This is a genomic window from Streptomyces sp. NPDC007095 (assembly GCF_040634475.1).
In the GTDB taxonomy this organism is placed as follows: domain Bacteria; phylum Actinomycetota; class Actinomycetes; order Streptomycetales; family Streptomycetaceae; genus Streptomyces.
Genome location: NZ_JBEYFS010000368.1, coordinates 1 through 7,183 on the forward strand (window position 1 = coordinate 1; position 7,183 = coordinate 7,183).

Consider the following 7,183-nt stretch of genomic DNA (forward strand, 5'->3'; position numbering starts at 1 on the left):
CCCGGAGCGGGGAGGACGACCGAACGCCTCCACGTTCGCGCTCGTGTCGGGCAGGTCGAATGTCGTGCCGTCGATCGCGGCCAGCCGCCAGTCACAGTAAAAGGCACCCTGAGTGTGACAGCGGCCATGCCAAAGTCCAGGTACGCGGTCAGTCGAGTCGAGGCTGATGGTCACGGGAAGTCCCGGTGAGTGGCCGTCTGACCTATTGCGCTCGGCGGCGCGCGATGCCGGCGCCTTGCGTCGTTATGCGCCCTCCGATACGGCGGGTGCCGATACGTTCTCGCCGGCCAGAGCGGACAGCAGGCGCAGCTTGCTGGCTGCCTCGCTGCCGGGGTCGGCGGTGAAGACGACGATGCGGACGTCCGAGCCGTGCGCGGAGAGCACGTCGCAGTCGAGCTCGATCGGCCCGACGTGCGGGTGGTCGATGGTTTTGCGCGCGGTGTTGTGGTGGCCGACGGCGCCGCCGGCCCACAGCCTCGCAAATTCTTCGCTTCTCCTGCGCAGCTCGTCGATCATTTCTTTGAGCTCGCGGTCGGCTGGATAGCGTCCGGCGACATCCCGCAGGTCTCCTACCAGCGACGCCTTGTGCTCGTCGGGGTAGGGGTGACGCACGGAGACGACCTCTTCGATGAAGGTCATCCAGACAATGTTCGCGGTCCGTCCACGCCGCCCCCGCCAGTCGACCCCGGTCAGGGCAGGCCACAGATCGTTGTGATCCAAATGGGTCCAGGCGGCGTCGAACACGGCGATCGGAGCATCACCCAGGCGATCGATCAGCCTCTGCACGCTCGGGCCGATCCGCTGAGGCACCAAGCCCTGCCGGTCGGAGGCCAGCCCAGCCAGACGGCAGGCCAGCTCGTACTCGGCCGGTGACAGCCGCAGCGCCTCCGCCAGCGCCCGCAGCACCGGGCCGCTGGGGTGTGCGCGGCCCTGCTCGATGCGCTTGATGTAGTCCGGGGAGATCAGCGCGAGAGCGGCGACTTCCTCACGGCGCAGCCCCGCGGTGCGCCGCGCACCCAAGGGGGGCGGCAGTCCCACATCACTGGGCTGCAGCCGCGCGCGCCAGGAACGCAGCAGGACGGCCAGCGTCGGAGTTTCGTTCATGCCTCCATTGTGGACCGCGCCCCCATCCATTCAGCTCCGAGAGTATCTATTCAGCCTGGCACAGATAGGGCCACGCTCCTGGCACGCTTCCACCTGAGCATGGATATCTAATGGATGGCGGGGGTGGTCTCGGAAAGGTGTTTCATGAGCGGTACGGAAATAGAAATTCCTGTTGCGCTGGTCACCGGTGCGAACAAGGGCATCGGCCTGGAGACGGTGTGCCGTCTTATCGGTCAGGGATTCCACGTCTACCTGGGAGCGAGGAGTCCGGAGCGCGGGCGGCCTGCCGCGGACCGCGCGAAGGCGAAGTTTCTGCAGGTCGACGTCACCTCGGACGAGTCGGTTCAGCAGGCCGTCGCGGTCATTTACCAGGAGCACGGCCGCCTTGACGTGCTCGTCAACAACGCCGGTATCGGAGGCCCGCGGCGTGAGCCGCAGGGTTACACCGCCGATGGCATGGCCGAGGTGCTGATGACGAACGTCGTCGGCTATATGCGCCTCATTCACGCATGTCTGCCGCTACTGGAGAAGAGCAGCAATCCGCGGATCGTAAATGTCAGCAGCGGGCTCGGGTCGTTCGCGCTCTTCCACGACCTGGACCGCATCGAATCGCGTGCCGGCACGGTGCCGTACGCGGCATCGAAAGCGGCGATCAACATGATGACCGCCCGGATGGCGCGCCTGCTGCCGCACATCCGCATCAACGCCGCCGACCCCGGCCAGACCGCTACCGACTTGAGCGGCGACCAGGGCCACTCGATTCAGGACGGCACCGACGCCATCCTCACCTTCGCCCTCGCCGGCCCCGACGGTCCCAGCGGCACGTACGCCGACCGCGACGGCGAACTCCCCTGGTAGCAGACACGCACCTGCGGTAACCCTCATCAATTCAAAGGAACTACACGCATGATTCTCGTCACCGGAGCCACCGGCAACGTCGGCAGCGAACTCGTCAAGCAGCTCGTCGACGGCGGACACGACGTCCGCGCCTACATCCGCAACCCCGACAAGGCCAGCATGCTGCCGGACGCGGCCGAGATCGCCATCGGCGACCTCGATGACACCGCAGCTCTCAACAAGGCGGCCGAGGGGGCGGACGTCGTCTTCTTCATGCAGGCCGCCCCGCTGCCCGCCCAGGCGCAGAAAGTTGTGGACGCCGCCAAAGCGGGCGGGGTGAACCGGATCGTGGTGCTGTCCTCGATCGGTACCGTCGTGCATCCCCGGCCGGTCATCGGCGAAATGATCAACACCCGCGACGACGTGCTCCGCAACTCGGGGATCGCGATCACCTACCTGCGGCCCAACACCCTGTCCACCAACGCACAGTGGTGGAAGGACAGCATCACCAGTGAGGGCAAGGTCTACGACCCGACGGACCCGGGCCTGACCTGCCCGATCGACCCCTACGATATCGCCCGCGTCGCCGCCACTGTCCTGACCGAGAGCGGCCACGAAGGCCACGGCTACATCCTCAACGGCCCCGAGGCGCTCAGCGCCAAGGAGCAGGTCGAGATCCTCGCCGACGTCCTGGGCCGCGACATCGAGTTCGTGTCCGTCACCCCGGAGCAGTTCGCCCAAACCAGCATCGAGCGCGGCACCCCCGAAGGACAGGCGCGCGGCCTGCAGAACCTGCACGAACTGTTCCGCGCCGGACGCTCCGGCTTCCTCGCCGACGACGTGCAGAACCTGACCGGCACCGCCCCGCGCACGTTCCGCCAGTGGTGCGAGGAGCACCGCGCCGACTTCAACTGACACCACACGGATGGTGCAGCACCGTGCAAGGGCATGCGCGGCGACGCCCTGCTCTAACGGTTGCGGGTCTGCCGCGTGGACACCGGCGTCCACGCGGCAGACCCACAACGGTGCTCATGATCACGCAGAAGTGATCGCGAATCTGTGAAGCCTCGAGGGCATGTGACGAAGTCCGACAAAGAGATCATGGAAATCCTGGAGGCGTACGACCTGACCGGGACGGTCTGGTCGGCGGCGACCTTGACGGGGCACGACCCGAAGACGGTCAAGCGGTATGTCGAGGCCCGCGACGGCGGGCGCAATCCCTATGAGCGAGAGCCACGGCCGAAGATGATCGATGCGTTCCTGGAGAAGGTCGAGGAGTGGGTCGAGCAGTCGAAGGCGACGATCCGCGCCGATGTGGTCCACGAGAAGCTCGTGAAGATGGGCTACCGGGGCAGCGAACGCTCGACGAGGCGGGCGGTGAACGCAGCGAAGTCCGCGTGGAAGGCGGGTAAGCGCCGGACGTACCGGCCGTGGATTCCCGAGCCGGGCCGGTGGCTGCAGTTCGACTGGGGCGAGGGTCCGCGGATCGGCGGTCGGCGAACCTGGCTGTTCTGCGCATGGCTGTCCTGGTCGCGGTTCCGGGTCGTGATCCCGGTCTGGGACTGCACGTTGGGCACGCTGGTGGCTTGCCTGGACACCACGCTACGGCGGATCGGCGGAGCACCGACGTATGTGCTGACCGACAATGCGAAGACGGTGACCGTCGAGCACATCGCCGGGATCCCGGTACGTCATCCGCAGATGGTCGCCGCGGGCCGGCATTACGGCTGCCAGGTGGTCAGTTGCGTGCCCTACGACCCCGAATCGAAGGGCGGCGCGGAGGCGACGGTTCGTATCGCGAAGGGAGATCTGGTGCCCACCAGCGCGAACCTGTTGCCCGCCTACGATTCGTTCGCCGAGCTCGCCGCTGCCTGCCTGACCTGGTGCGATGCGGTGAACTCCCGTCGTCACCGGGCGACCGGGCAGATACCCGCGAACCGCCTCGACATCGAACGCACCACCCTGCATATCCTGCCCATCGAGCCGCTCGCGCTCGCGCTGGGCGAGGAGAGGCTGGTCGGCTCGGACCGCACGATCAGTTTCAACTCGGTGCGCTACTCGACCCCGCCGGGCTATACCGGTGCCAAGGTGTGGTGCCGGGTGGTCGGCGAGGAACTGTCCATCACCGCCCGCACCAACTCCGGTGATCTTTCAGAGATTTGGCGCCACGAACTTTCCACCCCGGGTGTTCCGAGAATCGTCGACGAGCACTACCCCGACCATCCCGACGGCCGCAGCATCCACCAGCCCAGGCTGCGGCCCCGCTCGGAAGCGGAGATCGCGTTCGTGGGCATCGGCCCCGGGCCGGGCGCTGGCTCAAGGAAGCCGGACCCGCCGGCGCGGTCCGCATCCGCGCCAAGATGGCCCGCGCGGTCGAGCTGGCCACCGTCATGGGCAACGACAGAGTCGACCAGGCCCTGGGCCTTGCGGCCACGGCCGGGCGCTTCGCCGACGACGACCTCCTCTCGATCCTGGGACACATCGCGGACAGCAAGCCCGCCGGCGAGGTTGTCCGCGCGGACGAGGCCCACTCCGTCCAGAACGGAACAAGTGGCTGGCAGGCCCTGGGCCGCTGACCCCATACGCCACCCGCCAACGCATTTTGACGACACGTCACTCCAGAGAACGGCACCCCCATGAGCTTTCCCAACCCGCCCGCGATCCCCGAGGAACTCGACAAGCTCATGCGCCGCATGCGCCTGCCCTATATGCGCAAGGCGGCTCCCGACGTTCTGGCCACCGCCCGCGCTCAACGCTGGGATCCCGCCGAGGTTCTGCGGCTGCTGATAGCCGAGGAGGTCACCGGCCGCGACGCCGCCACCCGGCGCCTGCGGCGCCACTCGGCGAACTTCCCCACCGGCAAGACCCTGGGCTCCTGGCGAGCCGAGGACTCCACCATCCCCGAACCCACCCAGAACTCCCTGACCACCCTGGAATGGATCGGCCGTGCCGAGAACTTGGTGATCGCCGGCCCAAGCGGGACAGGGAAAAGCCACTTCACCGAGGGACTCGCCCAGGCCGCGATCGAGAAGGACATGCGAGTGTCCTGGTTCACCCTGGAGACGCTCAGCACCGCGATCGGGAAGTCGAAGGTCGACGGGTCCACCGCACGGACCGTTGCCCGGATCTGTCGGGCCGATTTGATCGTCATTGATGACATTGGCCTGCTGCCCGTCGGGGAGGACGCCGCCGAAGCATTCTACAGGATCATCGATGCCGCCTATGAGCGCCGGTCCATCGCGGTGACCAGCAACATCCACCCTTCGGGCTTCGACACGATCATGCCGAAGACCCTCGCGGGCGCGAGCACCGACCGCCTCATGCACCACGCTCACCTCGTGACCACCACGGGCGACTCTCATCGCCTCGCCGAGGCCCTCGCTGGGAAGGGAGTGGTCCCCTTGAACTGACCTCCAGACGGGAACACCACTGGCCACACGGCTGGGCTTCTCATGGCCATCAGCCTGGACACCAACGGCCACTCACCTGGGCATCTCAATGGCCTCTGACACCGCCCAGTGGATCAAGGGGCGCCCGGCAGTGCGGCGAGCTGTTGGAGTCGTTCGGCGTCGGAGCTGCCTTCAGCGGCGGTGCAGACCATGAGCACGGGGCCGGGGTTGCCCGGTATCGGGTAGGCGTCCCAGTCCAGGTTCAGTTCGCCGACCTGAGGATGGTTGAGGCGCATCTGGCCGCGGGTGGGTTCCTCGACGTCGTGGAGGGCCCACACGGCCGCGAACTCGTCGCTGCGGACGGCGAGTTCACCCACCAGCTCGACGGCGCGCGGGTGGCCGGGATCGGCGGCGACCTGGGTTCGCAGCATCCCGATCAGTTCGGCGACGGTGGCCGCCCGGTTCGGGCAGGCACGGTCGGCCTCCGGGTGCAGGAACAGAGCCAGCAGGTTGCGCTCCTTCTGCGGCTGTCGGGTGAACTCGCCCAGCAGGGCACGGCCGAGCGGGTTCCAGGCCAGCACGTCCAGGAAACGCCCGACGACCAGAGCGGGCGAGGTCATGCCGCGCAGGAGTCGTAGCGTGGTGTCCGGTACCTCCTCCAGCTCGTACGGACGCGGCGGGCGGGCCGGATTACGTGCGGCGGCGGCGAGGCTGTGCAGATGCCGGGTCTCCTCGGCGGAGAAGTTCAGGGCGTGCGCGAGGGCGTCCAGGACCTGTTCGGAGGGCCGGACGTCGCGTCCCTGCTCCATGCGCTGGTAGTAGTCCGAACTCACCCCCGCCAGCAGGGCCAACTCCTCGCGCCGCAGCCCGGCGACACGCCGCCTCGGGCCGGGCTCCAGTCCAACATCCTTTGGCTGCAGCCGTGTTCGACGGGTGCGCAGGAACTCGGCGAGTTCTCGCCGGGGATCGTCGCTCATGGCGTGGGAGGAGTCGGTCACGGCGCCAGTATGCCGTCGGTGCGGCCCGCAAGGGTGGGTCTGCCAGACCCAGGAAGAGGAGAACGACCGCGATGTCGCGCGCGGGGTCCAGCATCGGGTCCACCACAGCCGGTCACGGAAGGAACAGCGACATGAAGGCCGTGCAGCAGATGAGGGGGCTTCCCCGTCGTGGAGGGGTGACAGGAAGGGAGGAGCGTGTGGATCTGGCAACCGAGTGGAAGCTGGGCGCCGAGCGCGGCGGGAGCGAGTCGCTGGACATGGACTTTCCCTCTTTCGTCGCCGCCCGGTCGGCCGCCCTGTTCCGTGGCGCCCTCGTCTTGACGGGAAACCGCGAAGCAGCGGAGGACCTGCTCCAGGAATCCCTGGAACGGGCGTGCCATGCCGGGGGCGAGCCCGAACATGATGGCGGTCCAACCCACGCCGAGCAGGGCGACGGCGAGGGCGTCCGGCCAGGTGTGCGCGCTGCCGATCCCCACGGACGAGGCGGTGGCGTCCGTGGGCATGAACTTCCAGTACGGCGGAAAGGCGCTGTCGCGCACGGCGGAGATCAGCAGGACGACGCCGAGCAGCACGAGCACAGCCAGAAAAACGGTACTGAGTCCGGATGCGAGCTGCGCGATCGCGGCGCCGGCGGCGCTCAGGGCCGGTACGACGTTGTCCTTGAGCCCCGTACTCCCGTCACCGGCCGCGGCGTCCTGGTCGATGGCCATACGCCCTCCCCTCGTCGCGAAGGACCTCATATCGGAGGCCCGTTCGCCGTCAGCTCGGGGGCCGAGGAGTACAGCCTGCTGTACCTCGAACTGGGCGGGCTGCGGGATCGGCCGAGGAGCGCCGTGATCCATAGCTTCGGTGACG

The 7,183-nt window shown here is 67.8% G+C and carries 7 protein-coding genes; 4 read left to right on the forward strand and 3 right to left on the reverse strand.

The window, feature by feature from the left end:
• Positions 1-243 precede the first annotated feature (243 nt).
• On the reverse strand, positions 244-1,104 hold the full coding sequence (locus tag ABZ656_RS54890) for a helix-turn-helix domain-containing protein (protein WP_101408557.1): 861 nt from the start codon (positions 1,102-1,104) through the stop codon (positions 244-246).
• Between the two features lie 144 nt (positions 1,105-1,248).
• On the opposite strand from ABZ656_RS54890, the gene ABZ656_RS54895 reads away from it, so the two are divergent.
• The 4 genes from ABZ656_RS54895 (at position 1,249) to istB (ending at position 5,351) form a co-directional block, all read left to right on the forward strand.
• Positions 1,249-1,962, forward strand: a complete 714-nt coding sequence (locus tag ABZ656_RS54895; RefSeq protein ID WP_101408556.1) for an SDR family NAD(P)-dependent oxidoreductase — start codon at positions 1,249-1,251, stop codon at positions 1,960-1,962.
• A 48-nt stretch (positions 1,963-2,010) separates the two neighbouring features.
• Positions 2,011-2,856 carry an NAD(P)H-binding protein gene (locus tag ABZ656_RS54900; protein ID WP_101408555.1) on the forward strand — a complete coding sequence of 282 codons (846 nt, stop codon included), beginning with the start codon at positions 2,011-2,013 and terminating at the stop codon, positions 2,854-2,856.
• A 162-nt stretch (positions 2,857-3,018) separates the two neighbouring features.
• Positions 3,019-4,581 carry an IS21 family transposase gene (gene istA, locus ABZ656_RS54905; protein WP_360279817.1) on the forward strand — a complete coding sequence of 521 codons (1,563 nt, stop codon included), beginning with the start codon at positions 3,019-3,021 and terminating at the stop codon, positions 4,579-4,581.
• The gene (gene istB / locus ABZ656_RS54910) at positions 4,578-5,351 is read left to right on the forward strand and encodes an IS21-like element helper ATPase IstB (protein ID WP_266635967.1); all 774 of its coding nucleotides are present in this window, start codon (positions 4,578-4,580) and stop codon (positions 5,349-5,351) included. Before istA ends, istB begins: the two co-directional genes overlap by 4 nt.
• Positions 5,352-5,464: 113 nt before the next feature.
• Here the strand turns inward: istB and ABZ656_RS54915 are convergent, their stop codons facing one another.
• On the reverse strand, positions 5,465-6,307 hold the full coding sequence (locus tag ABZ656_RS54915) for a helix-turn-helix domain-containing protein (RefSeq protein ID WP_101408718.1): 843 nt from the start codon (positions 6,305-6,307) through the stop codon (positions 5,465-5,467).
• A gap of 17 nt (positions 6,308-6,324) precedes the next feature.
• On the reverse strand, positions 6,325-7,038 hold the full coding sequence (locus ABZ656_RS54920) for a hypothetical protein (protein ID WP_180362797.1): 714 nt from the start codon (positions 7,036-7,038) through the stop codon (positions 6,325-6,327).
• Between the last annotated feature and the right edge of the window lie 145 nt (positions 7,039-7,183).

Excerpts from the sequence above, each read along its gene's own strand:
- ABZ656_RS54915 (WP_101408718.1), bottom strand. The coding sequence starts at position 6,307 with ATGAGCGACGATCCCCGGCGAGAACTCGCCGAGTTCCTGCGCACCCGT.
- ABZ656_RS54895 (WP_101408556.1), top strand. The coding sequence starts at position 1,249 with ATGAGCGGTACGGAAATAGAAATTCCTGTTGCGCTGGTCACCGGTGCG.
- ABZ656_RS54890 (WP_101408557.1), bottom strand. The coding sequence starts at position 1,104 with ATGAACGAAACTCCGACGCTGGCCGTCCTGCTGCGTTCCTGGCGCGCG.
- ABZ656_RS54900 (WP_101408555.1), top strand. The coding sequence starts at position 2,011 with ATGATTCTCGTCACCGGAGCCACCGGCAACGTCGGCAGCGAACTCGTC.
- istB (WP_266635967.1), top strand. The coding sequence starts at position 4,578 with ATGAGCTTTCCCAACCCGCCCGCGATCCCCGAGGAACTCGACAAGCTC.
- ABZ656_RS54920 (WP_180362797.1), bottom strand. The coding sequence starts at position 7,038 with ATGGCCATCGACCAGGACGCCGCGGCCGGTGACGGGAGTACGGGGCTC.